22 protein-coding genes are annotated in these 23,423 nt (G+C 70.2%); 12 read left to right on the top strand and 10 right to left on the bottom strand.

Translation table 11 applies throughout. The annotated features are described in order from the left end of the window. Positions 1–37: 37 nt before the first annotated feature. Entirely contained in the window at positions 38–961 is a 924-nt protein-coding gene (locus tag ACWFRJ_RS23575) for an NADP-dependent oxidoreductase (RefSeq protein ID WP_453534162.1), read from the bottom strand. 359 nt (positions 962–1,320) lie between these two features. Here ACWFRJ_RS23575 and ACWFRJ_RS23570 point away from each other — a divergent pair, with 359 nt between their 5' ends. The 3 genes from ACWFRJ_RS23570 (at position 1,321) to ACWFRJ_RS23560 (ending at position 3,695) form a co-directional block, all read left to right on the top strand. Next, a complete protein-coding gene (locus ACWFRJ_RS23570; RefSeq protein ID WP_453534159.1) occupies positions 1,321–1,668 on the top strand; it encodes a DoxX family protein in 348 nt (115 codons plus the stop codon). Positions 1,669–1,809: 141 nt separating this feature from the next. After that, positions 1,810–2,325 (top strand): lytic polysaccharide monooxygenase auxiliary activity family 9 protein, encoded by a 516-nt coding sequence (locus ACWFRJ_RS23565; RefSeq protein ID WP_453534157.1) that lies wholly within the window; start codon positions 1,810–1,812, stop codon positions 2,323–2,325. A 191-nt stretch (positions 2,326–2,516) separates the two neighbouring features. Further along, on the top strand, positions 2,517–3,695 hold the full coding sequence (locus ACWFRJ_RS23560; protein WP_453534154.1) for a serine hydrolase domain-containing protein: 1,179 nt from the start codon (positions 2,517–2,519) through the stop codon (positions 3,693–3,695). 30 nt (positions 3,696–3,725) lie between these two features. Here ACWFRJ_RS23560 and ACWFRJ_RS23555 read toward each other — a convergent pair whose 3' ends face one another. Beyond that, positions 3,726–4,781, bottom strand: coding sequence for a DUF6745 domain-containing protein (locus tag ACWFRJ_RS23555; protein ID WP_453534635.1), 1,056 nt, complete (start codon positions 4,779–4,781; stop codon positions 3,726–3,728). A 73-nt stretch (positions 4,782–4,854) separates the two neighbouring features. Beyond that, positions 4,855–5,181 carry a hypothetical protein gene (locus tag ACWFRJ_RS23550; protein WP_453534151.1) on the bottom strand — a complete coding sequence of 109 codons (327 nt, stop codon included), beginning with the start codon at positions 5,179–5,181 and terminating at the stop codon, positions 4,855–4,857. Positions 5,182–5,408: 227 nt separating this feature from the next. On the opposite strand from ACWFRJ_RS23550, the gene ACWFRJ_RS23545 reads away from it, so the two are divergent. The 5 genes from ACWFRJ_RS23545 to ACWFRJ_RS23525 are packed head-to-tail and all read left to right on the top strand — an operon-like array spanning position 5,409 to position 10,777. Then, positions 5,409–6,371 carry an STM4015 family protein gene (locus ACWFRJ_RS23545; protein ID WP_453534148.1) on the top strand — a complete coding sequence of 321 codons (963 nt, stop codon included), beginning with the start codon at positions 5,409–5,411 and terminating at the stop codon, positions 6,369–6,371. A gap of 30 nt (positions 6,372–6,401) precedes the next feature. Next, positions 6,402–7,580, top strand: a complete 1,179-nt coding sequence (locus ACWFRJ_RS23540) for an STM4014 family protein (protein WP_453534145.1) — start codon at positions 6,402–6,404, stop codon at positions 7,578–7,580. A gap of 46 nt (positions 7,581–7,626) precedes the next feature. Beyond that, on the top strand, positions 7,627–8,433 hold the full coding sequence (locus tag ACWFRJ_RS23535; protein ID WP_453534632.1) for an STM4013/SEN3800 family hydrolase: 807 nt from the start codon (positions 7,627–7,629) through the stop codon (positions 8,431–8,433). After that, complete coding sequence (locus tag ACWFRJ_RS23530) at positions 8,430–9,794, top strand: STM4012 family radical SAM protein (RefSeq protein WP_453534142.1); 1,365 nt, start codon at positions 8,430–8,432, stop codon at positions 9,792–9,794. Before ACWFRJ_RS23535 ends, ACWFRJ_RS23530 begins: the two co-directional genes overlap by 4 nt. Positions 9,795–9,805: 11 nt before the next feature. Further along, a complete protein-coding gene (locus ACWFRJ_RS23525; RefSeq protein ID WP_453534139.1) occupies positions 9,806–10,777 on the top strand; it encodes an STM4011 family radical SAM protein in 972 nt (323 codons plus the stop codon). On the opposite strand, the gene ACWFRJ_RS23520 is transcribed toward ACWFRJ_RS23525, so the two are convergent. The 5 genes from ACWFRJ_RS23520 to ACWFRJ_RS23500 all read right to left on the bottom strand — a co-directional run bounded on the left by ACWFRJ_RS23520 (position 10,677) and on the right by ACWFRJ_RS23500 (position 18,355). After that, a complete protein-coding gene (locus ACWFRJ_RS23520; protein ID WP_453534136.1) occupies positions 10,677–13,541 on the bottom strand; it encodes an NHLP bacteriocin export ABC transporter permease/ATPase subunit in 2,865 nt (954 codons plus the stop codon). The genes ACWFRJ_RS23525 and ACWFRJ_RS23520 overlap by 101 nt on opposite strands. A gap of 1 nt (position 13,542) precedes the next feature. Continuing rightward, complete coding sequence (locus ACWFRJ_RS23515; RefSeq protein WP_453534133.1) at positions 13,543–15,828, bottom strand: NHLP family bacteriocin export ABC transporter peptidase/permease/ATPase subunit; 2,286 nt, start codon at positions 15,826–15,828, stop codon at positions 13,543–13,545. Then, positions 15,825–16,631: an HlyD family efflux transporter periplasmic adaptor subunit gene (locus tag ACWFRJ_RS23510; protein WP_453534130.1), complete on the bottom strand. Its 807-nt coding sequence runs from the start codon at positions 16,629–16,631 to the stop codon at positions 15,825–15,827. Before ACWFRJ_RS23510 ends, ACWFRJ_RS23515 begins: the two co-directional genes overlap by 4 nt. 129 nt (positions 16,632–16,760) lie before the next feature. Further along, positions 16,761–16,988, bottom strand: coding sequence for a type A2 lantipeptide (locus ACWFRJ_RS23505; RefSeq protein ID WP_453534127.1), 228 nt, complete (start codon positions 16,986–16,988; stop codon positions 16,761–16,763). A 353-nt stretch (positions 16,989–17,341) separates the two neighbouring features. Continuing rightward, positions 17,342–18,355: a TauD/TfdA dioxygenase family protein gene (locus ACWFRJ_RS23500; RefSeq protein ID WP_453534124.1), complete on the bottom strand. Its 1,014-nt coding sequence runs from the start codon at positions 18,353–18,355 to the stop codon at positions 17,342–17,344. Positions 18,356–18,852: 497 nt separating this feature from the next. On the opposite strand from ACWFRJ_RS23500, the gene ACWFRJ_RS23495 reads away from it, so the two are divergent. Continuing rightward, positions 18,853–19,311, top strand: coding sequence for an RrF2 family transcriptional regulator (locus tag ACWFRJ_RS23495; RefSeq protein ID WP_453534121.1), 459 nt, complete (start codon positions 18,853–18,855; stop codon positions 19,309–19,311). Between the two features lie 24 nt (positions 19,312–19,335). Here ACWFRJ_RS23495 and ACWFRJ_RS23490 read toward each other — a convergent pair whose 3' ends face one another. Beyond that, positions 19,336–19,770 carry a hypothetical protein gene (locus ACWFRJ_RS23490; RefSeq protein WP_453534118.1) on the bottom strand — a complete coding sequence of 145 codons (435 nt, stop codon included), beginning with the start codon at positions 19,768–19,770 and terminating at the stop codon, positions 19,336–19,338. Next, positions 19,767–19,988, bottom strand: coding sequence for a hypothetical protein (locus ACWFRJ_RS23485; RefSeq protein WP_453534115.1), 222 nt, complete (start codon positions 19,986–19,988; stop codon positions 19,767–19,769). The genes ACWFRJ_RS23490 and ACWFRJ_RS23485 overlap by 4 nt, the downstream gene beginning before the upstream one ends. Positions 19,989–20,205: 217 nt before the next feature. On the opposite strand from ACWFRJ_RS23485, the gene ACWFRJ_RS23480 reads away from it, so the two are divergent. The 3 genes from ACWFRJ_RS23480 (at position 20,206) to ACWFRJ_RS23470 (ending at position 23,287) form a co-directional block, all read left to right on the top strand. Further along, positions 20,206–21,411 carry an acyl-CoA dehydrogenase gene (locus ACWFRJ_RS23480; protein WP_453534113.1) on the top strand — a complete coding sequence of 402 codons (1,206 nt, stop codon included), beginning with the start codon at positions 20,206–20,208 and terminating at the stop codon, positions 21,409–21,411. Positions 21,412–21,495: 84 nt separating this feature from the next. Further along, entirely contained in the window at positions 21,496–22,278 is a 783-nt protein-coding gene (locus ACWFRJ_RS23475; protein ID WP_453534110.1) for a thioesterase family protein, read from the top strand. 187 nt (positions 22,279–22,465) lie between these two features. Then, positions 22,466–23,287, top strand: coding sequence for an endonuclease I family protein (locus ACWFRJ_RS23470; protein WP_453534107.1), 822 nt, complete (start codon positions 22,466–22,468; stop codon positions 23,285–23,287). Positions 23,288–23,423 lie beyond the last annotated feature (136 nt).

The raw sequence follows: 23,423 nt of genomic DNA, 5'->3' as shown, positions 1-23,423 counted from the left end.
GGTGCCGCGTGCCGCCCGTCGCGGCCGGCCTGTTCGTTCAGACCGTCAGGACAATCTTGCCCTGTACGTGTCCTGCGGCGACAAGCTCGTGTGCCTTACCGGCCTCCGCCAGCGGAAACGTCCCCTCGACGTAGGGACGGATCCGGCCCGCGTCGATCAGCTCGGCGAGCGCTTCGAGCCCGGCGGAGTCCGGTTCGACCATGACTCCGGCGAAGCGCCGCCCCGCGGCCTCGACGCGCGCGGCGAGCTCCCGGTCCTGGTGTTCCAGGATGCTGACGAGTACGCCGCCGGGGCGCACCACGCCGAGCGAGAGATCGCCCTGGGCCATGGAGTCGAGAACCACGTCCACGTCCTTGACGGCCTCGGTGAAGTCGGTGGTCCGGTAGTCGATGATCTCGTCGGCGCCGAGGCCGCGTACGAAGTCCTGTCGTGCCGCACTGGCGATCGCGATCACTCGCGCCCCACGCGCCTTCGCGATTTGCACCGCGAAGTGGCCGACGCCTCCGGCCGCCCGTTGGATCAGCACCCGGTCGCCCTCTTTGATGTCCGCGGCCCCCACCAGGCCCTGCCAGGCGGTGAGCGCCGCGAGGGGGACGGCGGCGGCGTGCACGTGGTCGAGCGAGACGGGCTTACGGGCGAGGTGGCCGGACGGGACGGCGACGTACTCGGCGTACCCGGTGGCGGCACGGGGGAAGAGCGGCATCCCGTACACCTCGTCGCCCACCGCGAACCGGGCCCCTGCGCCCGCCTCTTCGACCACCCCGGAGATGTCCCAGCCCACGCCGAACGGCGGCTCGCCGAGCAGCGGAAAGGCACCGGATCTGACGGTGATGTCCGCCGGGTTGACGGCACTGGCGTGGACCTTGACGAGGACCTCACCGGCCAGCGGCTTCGGCCGATCGACCTCCACCACCTCGAGGACCTCGGGCCCGCCGAAGGACTTCTGGATGACTGCGCGCACGGGGACTCTCCCTGGATCGGGTTCTGGGGCGTTCTGGGTCGGACTGTGTCGTTCTGGGCCGGACTGACTCTGGGTTGCGTCCGCTTGATGTCTTCAACTCTAGGGAGATCGAATGAGCCGCAGAATGGCTTTCTGTCTCGGCTACATGTCCCATCGTCTTGATGCCCGACACCCTCAGCCATGCGTGCTCCAGGTCACACCAGTCGCGGGGGCGCTCCCGGTCACATTCCCGCGGCGCGGCCCGTCAGGGAAGTGACGCACTCAAACACTCCAGCGCTCCAGCACTCCAGCGCTCAAACACTCAAGACGCCCGGCCGGAGCAAGTCCGCCCGGACACCCGTCCGATGGGAGCATTTCTGATGTCCACCGCCTACGTTGTCGTCACCGTCCTGGCCGCCGTCATGGTGGGCTTCTCGGCCGTCTCCGTCTTCCTCCGCGCCAAGTGCGTCGTGGAGCCCATGGCCGACTACGGTGTCCCCCTCTCGTGGCTGCCTTGGCTCGGCGCGGCCAAGGCCGCAGGCGTGGTCGGACTGCTGGTCGGACTGCTCGTGCCGGCGATCGGCGTCGCGGCGGGAATCGGTCTGGCGCTGTACTTCACCGGCGCCGTCGTCACCGTGATCCGGGCCCGCTGGTACGCGCACATCCCGTTCCCGCTCCTGTACGCGGCACCGGTGGTGGGGGCCCTGGTCCTGGGTCTCGCCGCCTAGTCCCAGTCGTAACTTCCGCAACGCGAGTGCTACTTGAAGGGTTGACTGAGCCCTGACAACCAGTATGGTCTAGGCCAATGAGTCGACCGAGGCGCCCGGTTGTCTCTCGCCCCCTCATCCCCCCACCCAGAGGGAACAGAGATGAACAAGAAGCAGAAGCTGGCAGCCGCTCTCGGCGCGGCAGTCGCGCCCGTACTCGTCCTGGCCTCCGTCACCCCGGCCAGCGCGCACGGCTACGTCAACTCGCCCCCGAGCCGTCAGGCACAGTGCGCGGAGGGCACCGTGTCCTGCGGCGAGATCACCAACGAACCGCAGAGCGTCGAAGGCCCCAAGGGGCAGACGACATGCAGCGGCGGCAACTCACGGTTCTCCGATCTGGACGACGACAGCAAGGGCTGGAAGGTCACCGACGTCGGCTCGTCGCAGGAGTTCAGCTGGAAGCTGACGGCACGTCACTCCACAAGCACCTGGCAGTACTTCGTAGGCGGCAACAAGATCGCCGAGGTCGACGACGGGGGCGCCCAGCCGGGTGAGACCGTCACGCACAAGGTCGACTTCGGAGGCCTCAGCGGCAAGCAGAAGGTGCTCGCCGTGTGGAACATCGCCGACACCGCCAACGCCTTCTACGCCTGCATCGATGTGAACATCGGGGGCTGAGCCCCCTGCGCGGGGTGGCTCCCCCACACCACCCCACCCGGTCTGCCGGGCCGCGGCGCCATCGCGCCGCGGCTCGACGGGCCGGGCTTTTTGCGTACGCGCCCGGCTGCCGGGCGGTGAAGCGGCCAGAAGGCGCGATGGACGGCGCGAAATGACGCTCGATGCCGGGTCCGGGCTGAGATGGTGGGCGCATGGCCGATCTGCGCAGGACTCTGGAGACGCACGTCAGCAACAGCTCCGTGGCGGGAGCGGTGGGCCTGGTGGCCCGCGGCGACCGGGGCGAGGAGGTGGCGGCGGTCGGGTCCGTCGACGTCGAGGGCACCGCCCCGATGGCCAGGGACACCATCTTCCGTATCGCCTCGCTGACCAAACCCATCGTCGCCGCCGCCGTCATGATGCTGGTCGAGGAAGGACGGATCGCGCTGGACGATCCGGTCCGACAGTGGCTGCCGGAGCTGGCGTCGCCGAGCGTCGTCCGCACCCCCGCCGCACCGCTGGACGACGTGGTCCCGGCGGTCCGGCCCATCACCGTGTTCCATCTGCTCGCCTCCCGCTCCGGACACGGATTCCCCTCGGACTTCTCGCTGCCCGGAGTCGCACCGCTCTTCAGCGAACTGAAGCAAGCACCTCCGCAGCCGCAGGCCGTCCCGGCACCGGACGTCTGGATGGCCGCGCTGTCCCGCATCCCGCTGCTCCACCAGCCCGGCGACGGCTGGCTGTACAACCTCAGCTCCGACCTGCAGGGCATGCTGATCTCCCGGGTCACGGGCGTGCCGCTGCCCCAGTTCCTCGCCGAGCGGATCTTCGAGCCGCTCGGAATGACCGACACCGCGTTCTCGGTGCCGCCGGACAAGCTCGACCGGTTCACCAGCTACTACGCGGCCGGAGCCGAGGCAGGACCCGAACGCGACCCCCGGAGCGGGCTCGAACTGCTCGACGCCCCCGACGGACAGTGGAGCAGCCCACCCCCGTTCCCGTCCGGCGCCGGTGGTCTGGTCTCGACCCTCGACGACTGGCTCGCCTTCGGGCGCATGCTGCTCGCCGAGGGCACGGCCGCCGACGGGGATCGGCTGCTCACACCCGAATCGGTGCGGAAGATGACCACCAATCAGCTCAGCACGTCCGAAAGGGAATCCTCCGGTCTCTTCCTCGAAGGGATGGGCTGGGGTTTCGGCGGCGCTGTGGACGTCGAGACCGTGGAACCGTGGAGCGTCCCGGGGCGCTACGGCTGGGTCGGCGGCACCGGTACGACGGCGCACATCATCCCGTCGACCGGCACGGTCACCCTCATGTACAGCCAGTTGCAGATGGGCGGGCCCAGATCCCCCGAGCTGATGCGGGACTTCTGGCGGTACGCGGCCGGAGCCTGAGGCGGCCGACCCGCTGCCCCATGATCCGCCTCAGGTCTGCCGCTCCGGCTCATAGGCGTCCGGATGCAGCCCGAACGTCCACGCCACGCCCTCCTTGGCCGTCCGTGTGGTGGGCGGGACACGCAGCCAGTACGTACGACTCGTACCGTCGGGCTCCGGGGTGGAGTTGACCACCTCGACCATCACCACGTCCTCGTCACCGGTCAGTTGGATCCGCCAGAGCACGCCCGTCTCGTCGCGGTGCACGGGCACCGCGCCGGACTCGTCCAGGTAGCGGTCGTAGCCGAAGTGCTCCAGCATGACGCGGCGCAGTTCGGCGTTGTCCTCGGCGCGTATCCGCTCAGGGGTCAACGCGGAGAGTTCACGCAGGAACTCACCCGGCACCGGCATGCCGCGCCACGCGTGCAGCGCGAACCCGTCGGGGAAGGCGAGTGCGGGGCCGTCGGCGCGGTCCAGACGGCCGGCCTCGTCGCGGTGCAGTTCCGTCGGCCGCTCGCAGACGATCGCCTCCCGCTCAAAGGGCCACCACCAGCCCGCCGCGCGGGCGACCGCCGCGAGCCCGTCCAGTGAACCGCCCTCCGAGGTGTCGAAGGCGCACAGCCAAGCCGCTTCGTGCTGGCCGAGCACGGCGTCGAGCAGGACGAGCCGGAGGGCCGCCTGTTCCTTACGACTGTCCTCCGCCAGTTCCTCCACCACTCCGGCGCGGATGCGAGAGGTGAGGACTTGGGTGGTGTCCCAGAGCCGGGCACCGGTGGCGTGCCAGCGTCCGGACCAGCCGTCCGGCCCCAATCGGGCGTGCACAGACGCTCGTTCGGCAGCCCAGGGACGGTTGCGAATCGCGTCGCGCACACTGTGACCGAGGGTGTCCCTCTCCGCCGCCACCAGTCGCACGGCCTCGCGCGGAGAAGCGGCCCAGCGGATGCGCTCGGGCTCGGGGAGCCCTGCCCTGCGGTAGGCGAGCCGCACACCCGCCTCGGCTGCCGCCCGGTCGGCGGGTCCTGTGGCCGCCGCCACCTGCCGCCACTCCGTCACGTCACCGTCCGCCGTCAGTGTCTGCTCCGGCAGCACGCGCTCCACCGTCGTCATCTCATCTGCTCCCATGTCGTTCCCTCCCGCTTCCCGCTCCCGGCTGCTCCGCATCGATCTCGCCCACACGGCATCAGTCGGCCACCAGCCGCACGGAACCCGGTACGTACTCGCGCTGGCGCACCACTCGGTACCAGCCCTTCGGCAGCGGAATCGCCGCGTGCTCCTCGTGCACCACGCGCCCGCCGTCGGGCAGGTGGAGCAGCATCGGGCCGAACAAGCCGGATTCGCGGATCAGTTGGCCCGGCCCCACCACGGCGTGCGCGTGTCCCGTCACTTCGCCGAGAGCCAGCACGAGTCTGCCGCGGGCGTCCCGCGGCTCCTTCGGACCATCGCCGATGTGCGGTGGCAACGCCGACTCCGCGACGGGCACGATGAGCACATCTCCCTGCCGGTACATGGGTCTCCCCTCCCCGCGGCGCGCTCTGCACCGCTCATGAGATCCGACCGTACGGCGAGGGTCTGACAACGGCCCCCAGCGGCGGGCGCACCGCGCTTTCGCCGCCCCGCGGCGGGCGTTGTCAGTGGGGCTTGGTAGAAATTCTGCACATCGGCCGATCAGCACGGACACGGGATCGCCGCAGTTGAGCGCCAGTTCGGCGCCATGGCATTGGGGAGCGGGCGGACATGACCATCGGAGACAACCAGCAGCATTGGCACGGCCTGCCCATCCGGGAGTTCCCTCAGTTCGACGAGAAGTCCCCTGACGAACTGCCCGCGGCCGATTCCGTGACCTGGCGGATCGCCGTCGAGTCGTACGACAGCGAAGAGCAGTGGGAGGCCGCGTTCGCGCGGTTCGCCGAGGCCGTCGACATTTCGCGGGTGCGGGCGATCATCGTGGGCGCGTGGAGCGACGTCTATGAGAACGGTCCTGAAGAGGTCATCGCCGCGCTGATCGCCGCGAAGGAACGCATGCCCGCGCTGCGGGCTCTGTTCCTGGGTGACATCGACTCGGAGGAGTGCGAGATCTCCTGGATCACCCAGGACTGTGTCACCCCCCTCCTCGACGCGTTTCCCGAGTTGGAGGAGTTCGCGGTGCGCGGCGGCGAGGGCCTCCTGTTTCCCGCCGTGGAGCACGGGCGGCTGCGATCGCTCACCGTCGAGACGGGCGGTCTGCCGGTCGAGGTGGTGCGCGGGATCGCGGCGAGCGACCTGCCCGCCCTGGAGCACCTGGACCTGTGGCTCGGCACATCCGGGTACGGCGGCGACGCGGCGGTCTCGGACCTGCAGCCCTTCTTCGCGGGGACGCGACTCCCCCGGCTGCGGCAGCTCGCCCTGCGCAACAGCGAGATCCAGGACGAGATCGCCGAGGCCATGGCGTCCGCCCCGGTCGTGGCCCGCCTCGAAGTCCTCGACCTCTCCATGGGCGTGCTGACGGACGAGGGGGCCACGGCGCTGCTGGCCGGGCAGCCGCTGACGCATCTCAAGAAGCTGGACCTGCATCACAACTTCCTCAGCGAGGCGCTGGCCGCGCGCGTGCGGGAGTCCCTGGAACCGGCGGGCGTCGAGGTCGACCTCGACCCGGACGACGCGGACGAGGACGCGGAGGACGACGGCACGGTGTGGCGCTACGTGGCCGTGGGCGAATAGCGGTCGCGGGAGACGGGAGAGGGGGACTTCATGGCGCAGGCGACGACACATCCCGAGCGGTGCGACCAGCTGCCGGGGCCGCGGTTCGCGGTCGTCAGCAACCCGGAGAACCGCCGGGTGGGCCTGTTCGCGACGGCCGCGCGGGAAGCCGGACTGCCCGCGCCGCGTGTCGTGCCGTGGCTCGACGTGCTGCGCGACGGCGGTGCGGCCTTCGGCGCGGACGAGGTGGTGCGGCTCGAGTCACCCGGTGAGAACGCCGATGTGGATCTGGCGCTGCGCGGGATGGATGACCCCACGCGGGTCGAGGGCAGCGCGCGTTGGTACGAGCGGTTCACAGCGGCCGTACGGTCGTTGAGCGGGGGCCTGCGGCTCGACGACCCGGACGAACTCGGGGTGCTCTTCGACAAACGACGCTGCCATGACGTGCTCTCCCGCGCGGGCGTTCCTGTTCCGCCGTCACCCACTTCGGGGGCGCGGGTGACGGTGCGGGGCTGGGACGACGTACAAGCGCTGATGCGTGAACATCACATGCCGCGGATCTTCGTCAAGCTCGCGCACGGGTCCTCCGCGTCCGGGGTGCTCGCCGTCGAGACCGCGGGCTCCGGGCGCATTCGGGCGACCACGTCCGTGGAGATGTCGGGCGGCCGACTGCACAACTCCCTGCGGGTACGCCGCTATCGGGACGAGCGGGAGATCGCCGCGATCGTCGACGGACTCGCGCCCGACGGTCTGCACGTCGAGCGTTGGATGCCCAAGGCGTCGCTGCACGCGCGCGTGGCCGATCTACGGGTCGTGGTGGTCGGCGGACGGGCCACGCACGCCGTCGTACGGACGAGCAGGTCGCCTCTGACAAATCTTCACCTGGGCGGATCGCGGGGCGAGTTGGCTGATGTCATCGAGGCGGCGGGGGCTCGCTGGGCTGAGGCTCTGGACATCTGCGAGCGGGCCGCCGCCTGCTTCCCCGGCACACTCTGCGTCGGCGTCGACCTCCTTCCCGCCCTCGGCTGGCAGCGGTTCACGGTCGGCGAGGTCAACGCCTTCGGTGATCTGCTGCCGCGCCTGACGGGACTGCCGGGCAGCGGGGCGGAGGGCCTTGACACGTACGCGGCGCAGATCGCCGCCGTACCGCTCCGAACCCCCCAGGTCTTGCCCCACCCGCACCACACCTCGACGAACCACCCCGCAAGGAACCACCATGCGAACACCTGACATCGCCGGCCTGCCGGATACCCCCGTCGCTCCTGCCGCTCCCGACATGAACGAGGTCGTCGGCCGCGACGACGTCCTCCTCCTCACTCTCGACACCCTGCGCTACGACGTCGCCGTGGAGCTCGCCGCCGCGGGCCGCATCCCGCATCTCGCCCGTCATCTCCCGGGCGGCGTCTGGGAGAAGCGGCACGCGCCCGGCAGCTTCACCTACGCCTCACATCAGGCGATGTTCGCCGGGTTCCTGCCCACGCCCGCCGCTCCGGGGCCGCATCCTCGGCTGTTCGCCGCACGGTTCGCGGGGAGCGAGACAACCGCCGGGCGCACGTTCGTCTTCGACGCACCCGACCTGGTGTCCGGCCTCTCGGATGCCGGATACCGCACGGTGTGCATCGGCGGCGTGGGCTTCTTCAACAAGCAGGGCGCCCTGGGCAACGTACTGCCGGGGCTCTTTCAGGAGAGCCACTGGGAGCCGGAGTTCGGCGTGGCCTCGCCCACGTCCTTCGAGGCGCAGGTGGAACGGGCCGCGAAAGTGGTCGCCGAACTCCCCCGCGACCAGCGTCTTTTCCTCTTCCTGAACGCGGCGGCACTGCATCAGCCCAACTGGTTCCACCAGAGTGGCGCCACCCGCGAGGCAGGCGACAGTCGGGAGACGCACGCGGCCGCTCTGGAGTACATCGACCGGCACGTGGGGCGCCTGTTCGCCGCCCTGAGCTCGCGTCGCCGCTGCTTCGCCATCGTCTGCTCCGACCACGGAACGGCTTACGGCGACGACGGCTACGTGGGCCATCGCCTCGGTCACGAGTCCGTGTGGACGGTGCCGTACGCCCACTTCTTCCTGGAGCCGTCCGCATGAGCACATCGCAACTTCTTGACCCCACCGATACGCGCCCGTACCAGAGCTATGTCTACGCCTACCCCCACAAGACCGCCTACCGTCCGCTGTCCGACCGCCCCGAACTTCGCGCCCTCTGGGCGGCGGAGCCCAAGGACGCGCTCTCCCTCTATCTGCACATACCGTTCTGCGAGGTCCGCTGCGGCTTCTGCAATCTCTTCACCCGTATCGGTGCGCCGGGCGAGCTGACCACCCGCTATCTCGACGCCCTCGACCGGCAGGCCACAGCGGTGCGGGACGCGCTCGGGGAGAGCAGTGACGCGGCGCCGGTCCGGTTCGCCAACGCGGCGTTCGGCGGCGGCACTCCCACCTATCTGGACGCCTCGGAGCTGGAGCGGCTCTGCGACATCGCCGAGCGGCGCATGGGGGCCGATCTGCGGGCGATTCCGCTCTCCGTCGAGGCATCGCCCGCGACCGCCACCGCCGACCGGCTCGCGGTCCTCGCCGAGCGCGGGGCGACCCGGCTCAGCCTGGGCGTGCAGAGTTTCGTCGACTCCGAGGCGCGGGCGGCCGTACGGCCTCAGCGCCGGGCGGACGTCGAGACGGCGCTCGGCCGGGTACGCGATGCACGCATACCGGTGCTCAACATCGACCTCATCTACGGGATCGACGGCCAGAGCGAGGACAGCTGGCGTGCGTCCTTGGACGCCGCCCTTGCCTGGCGGCCCGAGGAGCTCTACCTCTATCCGTTGTACGTAAGGCCGTTGACCGGTCTGGGCAAGCACGGTGCGGCAACGCTGACCGACACCGGCTGGGACGAGCAGCGGCTGCGGCTGTACCGGCAGGGCCGCGATCATCTCCTGGCCGAGGGGTACGTCCAGGTGTCGATGCGGATGTTCCGCCGCGCGGACGCTCCCCCGCAGGGAGCGGACGATTACGCCTGCCAGACCGACGGCATGATCGGCCTGGGCTGCGGCGCCCGTTCGTACACCTCCTCGCTGCACTACTCCTTCGACTACGCGGTCGACCTGCGCGAGATCCGCACGATCATCGACGACTACACCGCCACCGACGACTTCAGCCGCGCCGTGCACGGCCGCCGGGTCGACGGGACCGAGGCCCGCCGTCGCCACCTTCTCCAGTCACTGCTCCAGGCGGACGGCATGCCGCTGGCCGACTACCGCAAACGGTTCGACACGGATCCGTACGACGACTTCCGCGCCGAACTCGAACGGTTCGCGGACCGGAGCTGGCTGGAGCTCGACGCGGCTGCGGGAGTGCTGCGCCTGACGCCGGAAGGTCTCGCGCACTCCGACGCGATCGGCCCCGAACTGTTCTCCGCCGAGGTGCGGGCCGCGATGGCCGCGTACGAACTGAAGTGAGCGCACCGACCATGGACCTGACGATCCTGTACCGAGGCCCGCTGGCGTCGTGCGACTACGCCTGCCCGTACTGCCCGTTCGCCAAGCGCCGCGACTCCCCGGAGCAGTTGCGCACCGACCGGGCGGCACTGGAGCGCTTCACGCACTGGGCCGAGCGCCAGACCGGCGACCGCCTCTCCCTCCTCTTCACGCCATGGGGTGAGGGCCTTGTCCGCTCCTGGTACCGGCGGGCCCTGGTCGAGCTCTCCCACAAGACCCACGTCGAACGCGTCGCGATCCAGACGAATCTCAGCTGCCGCACGGACTGGCTTGCGGAGGCCGATCTCGACACCGTCGCCCTGTGGTGCACGTATCACCCGGGCCAGACTCCGTACGACCGCTTCCTCACCAAGGCGCGCGAACTCGCCGAGCGGGGCGTGCGTTTCAGTGTCGGCGTCGTGGGCCTCGCCGACCACCTCGACGACGCCCGGCGCCTGCGTGCCGCGCTGCCCGGTGAGGTCTACCTGTGGGTGAACGCGGCGGAGGGCCACACGTACACCGACGACGAGGCCGCCCAGTGGGCCGCCCTCGACCCCTTGTTCTCCTACAGCCGCCACCCGCACCGCTCCGCCGGTCTCCCCTGCCGCACGGGCGAGTCCGTCATCTCGGTCGACGGCGACGGCACGGTCCGCCGCTGCCACTTCGTCCGCGCCGAACTGGGCAACCTGTACGACGGCTCGTACCGCCGCGCCCTGGAACCCCGCCCCTGCCCCCTGGCCGTCTGTGACTGTCACATCGGCTACGTCCACCTGGAGACTCTGCCGCTGTACGACGTCTTCGCGGGCGGAGTCCTGGAACGGATCCCCGGACACAGCACTGGACACGTCACTGCATCTAGTACATCTATTGCATCTGCCGCCGCACCAGCTCATGCAGCCGCCCGCCCGTATCTGCCAACAGTTGCGCGGGCGGCCCCTGTTGGACGACCCGCCCCTCCGCCATGACGATCACACGGTCCGCGTCCATCACCGTGGAGAGGCGGTGGGCGATGACGATGCGGGTGGCGTTGAGGGCGCGGGTGCTGTCGATGACCGTGCGCTGTGTCTCGTTGTCCAGGGCGCTCGTCGCCTCGTCGAAGAAGAGGACGCGGGGGCGGCGGATCAGGGCCTGGGCGATCATCAGGCGCTGGCGCTGGCCGCCGGAGACCGCCCCGCCGCCGGAGATCATCGTGTGCAGGCCCATCGGCATGCGCTTGATGTCCTCGGCGAGGCCCGCCATCGCCGCCGCCTCCCACGCCTCCTCCTGCGTGAACGTCTCGGCGCCGCAGATGCAGTCCAGGATCGAGCCGGTGAGCGGCTGCGCGTTCTGCAGTACGACACCGCACTGGCGCCGGACGGCGGCCTGATCGAGGGCCGACAGGTCCTGGCCGTCGTACAGGACGCTGCCCGAGACCGGCTTGTCGAAGCCGATGAGCAGGCGAAGCAGCGTCGACTTGCCGCAACCGCTGGGCCCGACCACCGCGACGAACTCCCCCGGCCGGATGGACAGGGACACGTCGTCAAGGACCAACGGGCCGTCGTCCGAGTAGCGGAAGGAGAGTGCCCGCGCCTCGACCTCACCCTGCAGTTCGCCCGGCTGCGTGCTCGCGCCCCGCACCTCCGGCGCCTCGTCGAGGACCGGCTTGATCTGCTCGAACATCGGAAGCACGGCCGCCGCCGAGATCAGCGCCCCGGTGAGCTGGGTGACGGAGGTCAGGAGCATCGTCACGGCGGTGCTGAAGGTGAGGAACTCGCCCGCGGTGAGGCTGCCGCGGGCCGGGCCCGCGAGGAGGATGAACATGACGAGGGTGCACAGCGGCAGATAGACCGAGTTGAGGACCGTCGTCACGTTCTTGATGCGGCCCGCGCGCTGCTGGAGTTCCCGGCTGCGCGCGAACTCCCCCGCCCAGGCCGCGTACGCGAAGCTCTCAGCGCCGGCGACGCGGAGTTTGGGCAGGCCGCGCAGCGTCTGGAACGCCTGGTTGTTGAGCTTGTTGCTGAGTTCGACGAGGCGGCGCTGCCAGCGCAGTTCCCACAGGCCGAGGGTGAGGAACACGGCGGCGATGACGGTCAGCATTCCCAGGGCCGCCAGGGCCAGGGGGACGCTGTAGAGGAGCAGCAGGACCAGGTTCATCGCGCCGATCGTGCCCGCCTGAAGGGCGACGGGGCCGATGCCCGAGAGGACCCGGCGGATCGCGCTGACGCCCATCGCCGCGCTCGCCAGTTCACCGGTGGAGCGTGAGGCGAAGAAGCGCGTGGGCAGGCGGAGGAGCCGGTCCCAGACCGCTGGTTGCAGGGCGCTCTCCATGCGGCCCTCCAACCGCAGGATGGTGAGGTTCTGGAGCAGCATGAAGGCCGCGGAGACGATGCTCGTGATCATCACCGCCAGGGACACCTGGACGATGAGGCTCTTCTCGCCGTTCGGCACGAACACGCCGAGCACCTGCCCCGTCGCGATCGGCACGAGTGCCCCGATCGCGACGGTCACCAGACCGGCGATCGCCAGATTGCGTACGTCGCCGCCGGTGCCGCGAAGGCTGAAGCGGAACAGGTGCCAGGGCGTCAACGTCCGCTCCGGCAGCGGGCGGTAGAACATGACTCCCTGCGGCTCGAACTCCTCCGCGTTGCTCTGGTCGACGCGCGTGCGCCGCCCGGACATGGGGTGCACGGACTCGTAGCCGCCGCGCCGCCACAGCAGCGCGACCGGCTGCCCGCTGGCCGCACGGTGTCCCACCAGCGGGCCGCTGTTCTCGCGCCACCAGCGCCCGTCGAGCCGGACCGCGCGGGTACGGATCCGCGAGGCCACCGCGACCTGCTCCACCGGGTCGATCCGGTCGCTCACCGCACCGCCCTCCGCGGCGCCGGACAGGGTGATCCCGGCTGCCTCAGCGACCAGGCGGCAGGCGGCGTACGTCGCGTCGTCGCCGCCCCGCGATTCGCTGCGGCGCGCACCGCCCCTGCCGGAACGGCCGATGGAGGCGATCAGTGTCCGGTCGGCCTGCTCCCGGACCGTCTCGCCCGCCTTGATGCCGGCCGCCGTGCGGTCCTCGTGGGCCCGCTCCAGGCGTTCGATCCAGCGGTCGAGGGTCGAGAGCAGCCGGTACTGCTGATTGACCATGCGCTGCCACATGTCGGCGGCCACGAGCAGATCGCCCGCGGCCTCGGCGCTGTAGGCGGATCCGTACTGCACGCTGCCCGGCGCCACCGGCATCCAGAGGATGTCGTCGTCGGTCACCATGTCGTCGCCCATGGTGCGGCCGTCGAGCGGTGCCTCGAAGAGCACCCGGTGGCTGCGTCCGATGCCGAGCGCGAAGGCGTGCTCGAGCAGGCTCAGGGACGCGTCCTGGGTGTCGTACTGGCTGGGGTACTGCTGCTCGTAGGCCCAGGTGTCGCCGTAGTCGGGGCGGTACAGCTCGCGCAGCGGGATGCGGCGCAGCTCGCAGCCCTGGAGGGGGCGTCCGACGAGGGTGTGCTGGGGGCCTTCGACGGGGCCAAGGAGCAGGGTGCCCGGTTCGAGGCGGCCGAGGAAGTGCCAGTGCCCCTGCTGCACGGCGTCGACCGCGAACAGGTCGAGCGCGCCCGCCACGACGAGCCAGAGGACCTGCGGGCCTTCGAGGTGCACGCTGCGCAGGCCCGTGCAGTCGGCCGGGGTGCCGAGCGCACCGAAGGCGGCCGCGACGGAGTCATGGGAGTAGGCGTCGTGCTGTTGCTGTTGCGGTACCGAGGTCACCTCAGTGCTCCTTGACCAGGTCGGCGTAGGGTCCACCGGCGGCGACGAGGTGTTCGTGGCGTCCGCGCTCCACGACGGAGCCGTGGTCGAGCACGACGATCTCGTCGCTGTCGCGCACGGTGCTCAGACGGTGCGCGATGACGACGCAGGCGCAGCCGCGGCGGCGCAGATTGTCGATGATGACCTGCTCGGTCTCCGCGTCCAGGGCGCTGGTCACCTCGTCGAGGACGAGGATGCTGGGGCGGCGGACCAGGGCCCGCGCGATCTCCAGGCGCTGGCGCTGCCCGCCGGAGAAGTTGCGGCCGTCCTGCTCGACGCGGCCGTGGATGCCGCCGGGCCTGCGGGCCACGACGTCGAACAGGCAGGCGTCCTTGAGGGCGGCGACGACGGCGTCGTCCGGGATGGAGGGGTCCCACAGCGCGACGTTGTCGCGGATGGTGCCCTCGAAGAGGAACACGTCCTGGTCGACGAAGGAGACGGAGGCGGCGAGCGCCCCGCGCGGGATGTCCTCAAGACGCTGTCCGTCGATGCGGATCGTGCCCTCCCAGGGGCTGTAGAGCCCCGAGATCAGCCGCGAGACGGTCGACTTACCGCTGCCCGAACCGCCGACGAGCGCGACCTGCTGCCCGGGGCCGACGGACAGCGAGAAGCCGGTCAGGAGCGGCTTGTCGAGGGGGCTGTAGCCGAAGGTGATGTCTTCGAGCGTGACGTGGCCCTTGAGGCGGCGGGTGCTCGCGGCCGGTTCGGGGCGGGAGTAGAGGGTGTCGACGGGGAAGTTCTCGACGTCCTTGAGGCGGGCGACGTCGGCGCCGAAGTCCTGGATGCGGCCCGCGACGCCGTTGAGGCGGGTGATCGGCGCGGTGAAGCGGGTGACGAGGGCCTGAAACGCGACGAGCAGACCGATCGACAGATGCCCCTCCACCGCGCGCAGGCCGCCGATCCACAGGATCAGCGCGCTGTTGAGCGTCGCGAGGGTCGGCGCGGCGACGCCGAGCCAGGCGCTCGGCACACCGAGACGCTGCTGCTCCTCGAGGGTGGTGGCGTGCTGGCCCGCCCACCGCCGGAAGTAGCCGTTCTCGCCTCCGGTGGCCTTCATGGTCTCGATCAACTGCAGGCCGGTGTACGAGGTGTTGGTGAGCTTGGCGCTGTCGGCACGCAGCTTCTGCGTACCGGTGGCCCGCAGCCGGATGACGATGCGCATCGCGACGATGTTGAGGAGGGCGATGCCGACACCGACGAGGGTGAGCTGGGGATCGTACGTCCAAAGGAGGGCCGCGTAGAGGAGGACGACGATGCCGTCGACGCCCGCGGCCGTGAGGTCGCGGGCCAGGGTCTCGGCGACCGCGTCGTTGGAAGCGAGCCGCTGGACGAGGTCGGCGGGACTGCGCTGGGCGTAGAACGTGACGGGCAGGCGCAGCAGATGGCGCAGGAAGCGTGCGCTGCTCAGCGTGGAGGAGATGATGCGCCCGCGCAGCAGATTCGCCTGTTGCAGCCAGGTCAGGACCACGGTGAGTGCCACCATCGCGCCCATCGACGCGAACAGCGCACCGAGCAGGGACGTCTGATTGCCGATCAGGAACAGGTCGATGTACGTGCGGCTGAGCGCGGGCAGCGCCGCGCCGACCGCGACAAGCAGCAGGCTGGCGAAGAGCGCGGCGAGCATGGTGCCGGTGGTGCCGCGAAGGCGCGCGGGCATCGCCCGCATGACGCCGGGCTTGCGGCCTCCGGTGCGGAAGTTCTCGCCAGGTTCGAGGACCAGGACGACGCCGGTGAAGCTGGTGTCGAAGTCCTCCGAAGGGACGAAGCGGCGGCCCTTGTCCGGGTCGTTGATGTGCACGCCCCGGCGGCCGAGGCGGCGTCCCGGGCCGTCGTAGACGACGTAGTGGTTGAACTCCCAGAAGAGGATCGCGGGCGCCTTCACCTCGGCGAGCGCGGCCGGTTCCATCTGCATGCCCTTGGCGGTGAGGCCGTAACTGCGCGCCGCCTTCAGGAGGTTGCTGGCCCGTGAGCCGTCGCGGGAGACGCCGCACGCGATGCGCAGCTCCTCCAGGGGGACGTGCCTGCCGAAGTGGGCGAGGACCATGGCGAGCGCGGCGGCGCCGCACTCCACGGCTTCCATCTGCAGGACCGTGGGGGTGCGGACGGTCTTCTGCCGCTTGCCCTTCGACGCGGGGCGCGGCGCGGCGCGGCGGCGGCTGCGCTGCGGGGGCTCGGGGCGGTGCCTGCGACGGCCGCCGGGGGGCGGCAGTTGCTGCTGGTGTGCCGGGGAGGGCTGTGGTGCGGTCACGGAAGCAGCCAATCGATCGGGCGCTGCTCGGCGAGGTGGAAGGCGCCGTCGGCCACGGTCATGGAGTCGAGTGCGAAGGGCGGGCCTCCGCCGGACGACCACTGGTAGCCGGACTTGGAGGACGAGGAACGTTCGAGCTGTACGAGGACGGCCACGGGTGGCCCGTCCTTGGTGAACTGCCCGGCCAGTGTCTTGTCGCCGAGGAACCCGCTGATCTTCTGTTCGCTCTGGGCGGCTCGCCCGATCGCCTTCACGCGGCCGCGCAGAGTGCCGTACTCCTGTGTGGGTACGGACTGGACCGTGAGGTCCACCGAGGCGCCGACGGGTACGGTGGCCGCGCTGTCCGCGGGTACATAGAGCATCGCGATGAGCGGGTCGTCGCTGCCCGAGACGCGCTCGACGGTCGCGACGTCGGCGCCGGTGGTGACGACGGTGCCGATCCTGGCGACGAGCGTGGTCACCCGGCCCGCGGCGATGGAGCGTACGACCTTGTCGCCCTGGTCCGTACGGACCTTGAGCACGGGAGCGCCTGCGGCGACCTGTTTTCCTTCTTCGGCCAGGACGCGGGTCACCTGTCCGGTGACGGGGCTCTGCAGGACGTAACTGCCCTGGCCGTGGGTGAGGATGCCGGGTGCCCGAAGTGTGGAGGAGATCGAGCCGGTCACGGCCCAGAGGCTCGCGGCGATCATGACGACGACGGTGACGGCGAGTACGAGCAGGCCCTGGGGTCGGGCGTAGCGCACGGGAAGGTCGAGTTCCTCGGGCGACTGCAGCTTGGACAGAGCCTGTTGGCGGAACTGCACGGAACGCTTCCCTTACTTTGCCTGTGGCTTCTGCTTTGCCTGTGGCATCTACTTTGCCTGTGGCGTCCGTGAGCCCCGGAACCAGTGGTTCCGGGGCTCACGAATCATGGCGTCTCAGTGAGCTGAGGCTCAGAGACCAGCGGTCAGACCGCCGGTGAGGCCCGTGACCGCGCCGGTGTTCAGGCCGGTGGCACCCTCGACCGTGCCGACGACGCCGCCGACGACGCCCGAGACCGGGGCGATGGAGTCAACGGTGTCCGTGACGTTGCCCGCGACACCGGCGACGAGGCCACCGGAGACGTTGTCGAGGTCGGCGTCGGAAATCTCGAGGGTCTCGACCTGGGGGGTGTAGTTCATGTGTGAGCTGCCCTTCTCATGAATGTTGCAAAAGTGTTTCCAACACCGCGGAACCTGATGTGCGAATTCCGCGATGGCGAGGATCAAAGCACGTTCGCAGGTCGTACATCCAATCGACGAGGCAACGGCCAACGGTGCTCACGACGACACATCACCGCAGGGTGCAGGCATGTTCACCACGTGGGGGCAGCTCCTTCACAAGCTTCACAGACGAAAATCCCGCGAGCGGAAGGACTCCTTCCAACAAAGCGGACACTCTCGCATCAAAGCGCGAGTTCTGTGGTCAATGCACAAGACTTGATGTGGAGTATTCGCCGAATAGCGTGACTGCGCTGCGCATTCGATGTGCAGGTTTATTGAAGGCGTGCCGAATCGTCGCCGAAGGGGACACCTGGGTCCCCCTCCGCGACCGCGCCGTCGGTGGAGGCGCCGGAGGCGATGCCGTGAACGGGCTCCGGCACCGCCTCCGGGGCGAGCAGCACCGAGCGGCGGCCGTCGACGCCGACCGGCACGTCGCCGTCGATGGTGACGCGGCGCAGGGTGCGCTCGTGGTCGTCGGAGTCGTCGACTCCGTAGTGCTGCGTGGCGCGGTTGTCCCAGATGGCGACGTCACCGACGCGCCACTGCCAGCGGACCGTGTTCTCCGGCCGCTCCACGTGCGACTGGAGTACGCCGATCAGGGCGCGGGAGTCGGCGGCACGGAAGCCGCTCAGCTTCTGCAGGAAGTTGCCCAGGATCAGGGTGCGTTCACCGGTCTCGGGGTGGACGCGGACCACGGGGTGCTCCGTCTGGAACTTGACCGCGGTGAACACCTTCCGGTGCTGGTCGAGCGCGGCGGAGGAGGCGCCGGGGCGCGATGCCGCGTAGTCGTAGTCGTTGGTGTGCACACCGCGCACGCTGTCGGCGAGCACCCGGAGCGGCTCGGGCAGGTCCTTGTACGCGGCGGCCGTGTTGGACCACAGGGTGTTGCCGCCGTACGGCGGGATGACCTCGGCGCGCAGGATGGAGAAGGCCGGGTAGGCGGGCACGAATGTGACGTCGGTGTGCCACTGGTTGGCGCGGCCCCCGTGTTCGTTGTCGATGCCGAGGGCGTAACGGCCGTCCACGGAAGGCACGGTGGGGTGGGCGACGAGAGTGCCGAGCAGGCGGGCGAAGGCCTCGTGGCTCTCTCCGTCGAGGTGCTGCTGGTCACGGAAGAAGACGACCTTGTGCTCGAGCAGCGCGGCGCGCACGGCGGCGACGGTCGCCTCGTCCAGGTCACCGCCGAGGCGGACTCCGGAGAGGACTGCGCCGATCCGGCCGCCTACTTTCTGGACGGCGAGGGTGGGGGTCTCCAGTGCGCGGGCAGGTGCGGGTGCGGACGTCATGGGGTGAGATCCCTTCGGTGGATGGCATCGCTGTCCGGCCGAGTCGCGGCGTGAGGACACGAGGGAGAGAGGGAAAGAGAGGGAGAGAAGGAGAGAGGGGAACACCGGCTGACTGGGCGTCAGCGTCAGTGGCAGCGGCAGCAGCAGCCCGGCGAAAGATGCGGGCGGCGGTCAGGCCACGCGTGGACGACGACACGCCGCGGAGGCAAGGCGGCCCAGGTCCACGTGGAGCCGCGGGACGAGAAAGGTCATCGCGGTCATGTCCAGGAGCATGGTCGCCCGCCGAAAGCGGGGCAAGACCTTCTCCGCCCGCTTCACGACCCTGCAATGAGCCCGGTGCCGGGCGGCTGTCCCGCCCGGGGTATCTGGCCGCGCCCCGGGGCATCTGGCCGAGATCCGCGCGGCCCGAAGGGTCACTCGCCGGCCGGCTCTCGGCGACATCACTCCATGACCAGGGGCGATACGTTCCGTTCAGGGCGGTGCAGCATAATGCGGCCATGCGGATCTCAGCCAGGGCGGACTACGCGGTACGTGCCGCGCTGCAACTCGCCGCGTGTCAGGACGACGGGCCGCTGAAGGCCGAGGCCATCGCGGAGGCCCAGGACATCCCGCACAAGTTCCTCGAAGGCATCCTCAACGACATGCGGCGCGGCGGTCTCGTCCTCAGCCAGCGCGGCGGCAACGGCGGCTACCGCCTCGCCCGGCCCGCGGGCAGCATCAGCATCGCGGACGTCATCCGCGTCGTGGAGGGCCCCCTCGTGTCGGTGCGCGGCGTCCGGCCTCCCGAGCTGGCCTACAGCGGGCCCGCGGAATCGCTGCTGCCGCTGTGGATCGCGCTGCGGGCGAACGTCCGTCAGATCCTCGAGGGCGTCTCCCTGGCCGATGTCGCGGGCGCCGAACTGCCGGACCCCGTCACGGAGCTCGCCGCGGACCCCGCGGCTTGGACGAACCCTTAGACCCCGAGCCGGCCCCCGAACCCTTCAGGCAAGCGCGGGCCGCGTGAGGTCGAGGACCAGCTGGTTCCCCCAGTCATTGGTGAAGACCGCGCTCGTCCCTTCATGGCGCACACCCACGAACGGGTTGGAGCGGAACATCACGGCGACCCACCGCAAGGAGCCGTCGGCGTCGAGACGGGTGAGGAAGCCGATGTTGCCCATCCCGCTGCCCCCGCCGGACACCCAACCGGACCCGTCGGGAATCGGGCTCTCGAAGTAGGGGTCCGCCTCGATGACGCCGTACTCCTCGACGGCCTTGACCACGTCGATCGGCTCTCCGAGACGGAAGGGGATGGGCTGCCCGGCGTCCGGGTGGTAGGCCCCGGGGCCGTCCACGTGCACGTCGATGCCGGTGTCGTCCGACCGGTAGAGGCCGTCGAGGAAGGGCATCTCCCCCTCCACCCACAACTGCTCGATCAACGCCGGTTCCGTGGGTGATCGCGCGCCGTGCGCTCATTGCCGTGCTTGTACGCACCTGTCCAGCGAGCCATCACCAGCTGGGCGTCGCCCGACTCGACCTCGGCGAGGAACTTCTCGGCGCGGGCACCTCGCAGCGTCCCTGCCGCACGGCCGTGATGGGTGATCGTCACGCTGGCGTCGGGACGCTGCTCGTAGGTGAATCCGGAAGGTCTTGGCATGCCCCGATGCTAGGCATCCGAGCTGTGGTTCCGTAACCGAATTTCGTTGCGGCAGCGGGGCGGTAGGCAGGAGCGGTCCGCGACTGACCAACCTTCGAGATCCCATTGGGCGAGACACCGCCGTCCGCCCGTTGAACACCCCCTTGCCGCGACAGGAGTTCGAGCACACTATTCCTATCAATCAGGTAGGGAAACTAGGAATCTGTGAGGCGTCCCCGTGACAACGCTGATCCCCTCCGCCTCGCCGCGCGTCGTCCGGGAACTCGCCGATGACCTCGCCGTCGACGCGGACCTGCGCGACCGGGCGGGCAAGCCCCCGTTCGACGAGGTCTCGCGGCTGCGCGAGGCGGGACTGCCCGCGCTCCTGACGCCGTTCGGCCAGGACAGCCAGGGCGGCCGGGGCAGCGACTGGCGTACGGCCTGTACGGCGGTCAGGGACATCGCCGCGGCGGACAGCTCCATCGCCGAACTCCTCGCGCACCACCACGCCCTGTCGTGGAGCCCCCGCCTCTTCGCCGCGCCGAAGGACGCGGAGGCGCTCGAACTTCGCGCCGTGCACGAGCAGTGGCTCTACGGCGGTGACATCGAACTGCCGGACGCGCAGACGGGCACCGACCTCGCCCTGACACCGACCGCCGACGGATACGTCCTGCACGGGCGCCGCCCCCTGACCGCGGGTGTCGCCGTCGCCGACCGGCTCGTCCATACGGCGCGGCGCACGGACACCGGTGAGTGGGTGGTCGTCCAGGTGAACCCTGCCCACCCCGGCGTCTCCACGGAACCCGCGCACGACCCGCTCGGGCAGCGCCTCAGCGGCGCGGGCGGCGTCAGCTACGACGACGTACCGGTATCGGCGGACCAAGTGCTCGGCACGGTTCCCGTCGACGAGCACGAGATCTCGCCGTTCACCGCCCTCGCCCCACTGACCCGCCGCCTCCTGCTCGTCCAGGTCGGCCTGGGCAACGCGGAGGGCGCCCTGGCAGAGGCCCGGGACATCAGTCGCGCCCTGCCGCGCCCCGGCCCACTGGCGGCGCTCGACACCGGCGGCGACTGCGGACCGCCGCCCACGGACCCCTATCTGCTGCTCGCCTACGGGGAATTGGCGACGGCCGCGCACAGCGCAGCGGCAGTGGTGGAACGCGCGACGCAGGCGTTGGCCCAGGGTCTTGGGACCGGCCCCGCGCTCGACGCCGACGAGCGGGCCGACATCGCGTTCCTCGTGGGCGCGGCCGAAGCGGTCACGGCCCAGGCCGCTCTGCACATCACCACCCGCGTCCTCGAAGTCACCGCCGACGCGCCGCCTCCCTCCACCGACCCCGGCCTCGACAGGTTCTGGCGCAACGCCCGCGCCCTGACGGCCCACGACTCCGCCTCGCACCGCCTCCGCGACATCGGTGAGCACTACCTCAACGGTCTGCGGTAACCGTCCGGCCCCGGTCTTCCTCCGGTCAGTACGATCTTCGGATACTGGAACCCCGCATCCGCAAGGCCGAGAGGGAAGCGTCCGTTGAACACCGGCAGCTATTACGAGCCCATCGACGAGCACCGCTACAAGCCGACGCCCCACGCGGGCGGCGCCTGGGACGTCGACGAACAGCACTTCAGCCCGCTCGGCGGCCTCATCGTGCACGCCATCGACCGGTACCTGGCCACGCAGCCGGACAGCGGCCTGGTCCTGGCCCGGATCAGCTTCGACATCCTCGGGCGCCTCGCCCTCGACGAGTGCGAGATCCGGGTGGAGACCATCCGCCCCGGCCGCACCGTCGAACTGGTCGAGGCCGTCGTGCTGATGGCCGACCGTCCGGTGGTGCGGGCCCGCGCCTGGCTCCTCGCGTCCGGTGACACCAGCGCCGTCGCGGGCGGCGGCGCCGACAAGCTCACCCCGCCGGATGGGCTCACGCCGTGGCACATGGCCTCCGTGTGGCCCGGCGGATACATCGCCTCGCTGGACGTCCGTCCGCTCGCGCCCCCGCAGCCGGGCCGTACGACGGCGTGGATCTCCACCGGTCTCGACCTCGTCGCCGGGCAGAGCGCCGGCCCGCTCGCGTCGTACATCGCGCTCGTCGACACCGCCAACGGCATCGCCGTACGCCAGTCGCCGACCGCCTGGATGTTCCCGAACGTCGACCTCACCGTGCACCTCCACCGGCAGCCCGAGGGGCGCTGGACCGGACTCGACACCACGGTGACCTTCGGACCCACAGGACAGGGCATCACCAGCACCGTCCTGCACGACGTCAACGGCCCCGTCGGACACGCACAGCAGATCCTCACCGTCCGCCCCCTGTAGGGGGGATGGCCCCCTTTACCCCGCTTGTCGCGTCCATGACATCGTCACAAATTCGACGCACAACGTTCATACAGCGATGCGCCCACCCGTGCCACTCTCCGGTTTACCCACTTGTCAACTCGCGTAGAACGCGGGTCCTGTTGGAGGGATCCGCGGTGCGCGAGCCTCCGGGAGAGGACACCCCCACATGCCCGTCCCTCACATACGTCGCTGGAAACCACTGGCCATGACGGCCGCCGCGCTCCTCGTCGGGATCACCGTCCCCGCCGCCGCCGACGCCGCGACCACGGCCCCCACGCCGTCCGCCACATCCTTCGGCGCCTATGACGACACGTACTACAAGGACGCGCTCGGCAAGACAGGTCCTGAGCTGAAGAGCGCCCTGCACACGATCATCAGCGACCAGACCAAACTGTCGTACAGCCAGGTCTGGGACGCGCTCAAGGTCACCGATCAGGACCCGGACAACAGCAGCAACGTGATCCTGCTCTACACCGGCCGCTCGCAGAGCAAGGACAGTAACGGCGGCGACCCGGACCAGTGGAACCGTGAGCACGTGTGGGCCAAGTCCCACGGCGACTTCGGCACCTCGACCGGTCCCGGCACCGACATCCACCACCTGCGCCCCGAGGATGTCTCGGTCAACAGCGTCCGCGGCAACAAGGACTTCGACAACGGCGGCAGTGCGGTCGGTGAGGCGCCGGGCAACAACACCGACTCCGACTCCTTCGAGCCCCGTGACGCCGTCAAGGGCGACGTGGCCCGCATGATCCTGTACATGGCCGTGCGTTACGACGGAGGGGACGGCTTCGCCGACCTGGAGCCCAACGACAAGGTCTCCAACGGCAGTGCCCCCGCGATCGGGCGCCTCTCCGTACTGAAGCAGTGGAGCGACGAGGACCCGCCGGACACGTTCGAGAAGAACCGCAACCAGGTCATCTTCGACAAGTTCCAGCACAACCGGAACCCGTTCATCGACCACCCCGAGTGGGTCGAGTCGATCTGGTAGATCGCGGCCCGCTGTTGAGGCGGGTTGTGGGGGGGCCCCCCCCCCCCGGGGGCGGGCCCCACCCCGGGGCCCAGTGCCACCGCGGGGGCGGGGGAGAAGGGGGCCGCCGGGCTGGCCGCCCCGGGTGCCCCCGCGG

The sequence above is a fragment of the Streptomyces sp. NPDC055239 genome (genome assembly GCF_053606205.1).
This window is presented reverse-complemented; position numbering and strand designations above follow the sequence as displayed.

Excerpts from the sequence above, each read along its gene's own strand:
- ACWFRJ_RS23505 (WP_453534127.1), bottom strand. The coding sequence starts at position 16,988 with ATGAACTACACCCCCCAGGTCGAGACCCTCGAGATTTCCGACGCCGAC.
- ACWFRJ_RS23470 (WP_453534107.1), top strand. The coding sequence starts at position 22,466 with ATGCCCGTCCCTCACATACGTCGCTGGAAACCACTGGCCATGACGGCC.
- ACWFRJ_RS23550 (WP_453534151.1), bottom strand. The coding sequence starts at position 5,181 with ATGTACCGGCAGGGAGATGTGCTCATCGTGCCCGTCGCGGAGTCGGCG.
- ACWFRJ_RS23555 (WP_453534635.1), bottom strand. The coding sequence starts at position 4,781 with ATGACGACGGTGGAGCGCGTGCTGCCGGAGCAGACACTGACGGCGGAC.
- ACWFRJ_RS23540 (WP_453534145.1), top strand. The coding sequence starts at position 6,402 with ATGGCGCAGGCGACGACACATCCCGAGCGGTGCGACCAGCTGCCGGGG.
- ACWFRJ_RS23545 (WP_453534148.1), top strand. The coding sequence starts at position 5,409 with ATGACCATCGGAGACAACCAGCAGCATTGGCACGGCCTGCCCATCCGG.
- ACWFRJ_RS23525 (WP_453534139.1), top strand. The coding sequence starts at position 9,806 with ATGGACCTGACGATCCTGTACCGAGGCCCGCTGGCGTCGTGCGACTAC.
- ACWFRJ_RS23570 (WP_453534159.1), top strand. The coding sequence starts at position 1,321 with ATGTCCACCGCCTACGTTGTCGTCACCGTCCTGGCCGCCGTCATGGTG.
- ACWFRJ_RS23500 (WP_453534124.1), bottom strand. The coding sequence starts at position 18,355 with ATGACGTCCGCACCCGCACCTGCCCGCGCACTGGAGACCCCCACCCTC.
- ACWFRJ_RS23495 (WP_453534121.1), top strand. The coding sequence starts at position 18,853 with ATGCGGATCTCAGCCAGGGCGGACTACGCGGTACGTGCCGCGCTGCAA.
- ACWFRJ_RS23530 (WP_453534142.1), top strand. The coding sequence starts at position 8,430 with ATGAGCACATCGCAACTTCTTGACCCCACCGATACGCGCCCGTACCAG.
- ACWFRJ_RS23535 (WP_453534632.1), top strand. The coding sequence starts at position 7,627 with ATGAACGAGGTCGTCGGCCGCGACGACGTCCTCCTCCTCACTCTCGAC.
- ACWFRJ_RS23560 (WP_453534154.1), top strand. The coding sequence starts at position 2,517 with ATGGCCGATCTGCGCAGGACTCTGGAGACGCACGTCAGCAACAGCTCC.
- ACWFRJ_RS23565 (WP_453534157.1), top strand. The coding sequence starts at position 1,810 with ATGAACAAGAAGCAGAAGCTGGCAGCCGCTCTCGGCGCGGCAGTCGCG.
- ACWFRJ_RS23485 (WP_453534115.1), bottom strand. The coding sequence starts at position 19,988 with ATGCCAAGACCTTCCGGATTCACCTACGAGCAGCGTCCCGACGCCAGC.